The 304-nt window shown below is 42.8% G+C and carries 1 protein-coding gene; it reads left to right on the top strand.

Going from position 1 to position 304, the window contains the following annotated elements:
* The coding region (locus KMS84_RS39780; protein ID WP_256921528.1) for a hypothetical protein at positions 1-304 on the top strand (304 nt) is incomplete at both ends.

The following is a 304-nucleotide window of genomic DNA, read 5'->3' as shown; positions in this document are numbered from 1 at the left end:
AACACTTGCAAGAATTTCTAGAGGCGTGCTTGTTTAGAGGGAAAATAGTTGATCGCCGTGAAGGGCGAGGTGGGTTGATTTATATTGTAGATCAAGAAAATAGCTTTCCGAACCGAGTGGCATATAAAACCATCAAAGAATTCGAAAACAACACCGCTGAACGAGTTAATGGCTTTATTCGCGAAGCGCACAACTGGGTGGATTTTTCCGGTCATTACTCCATAATCACGCCGCACTTTATAAAGTTTTATAATGGGGTACCTTTGGTATGTATGCCATGCTGTGACGGGGATCTTCGTGACTT

The organism is Streptomyces hilarionis (genome assembly GCF_024539675.1).
Classification (GTDB): Bacteria; Actinomycetota; Actinomycetes; order Streptomycetales; family Streptomycetaceae; genus Streptomyces; species Streptomyces hilarionis.
This window is presented reverse-complemented; position numbering and strand designations above follow the sequence as displayed.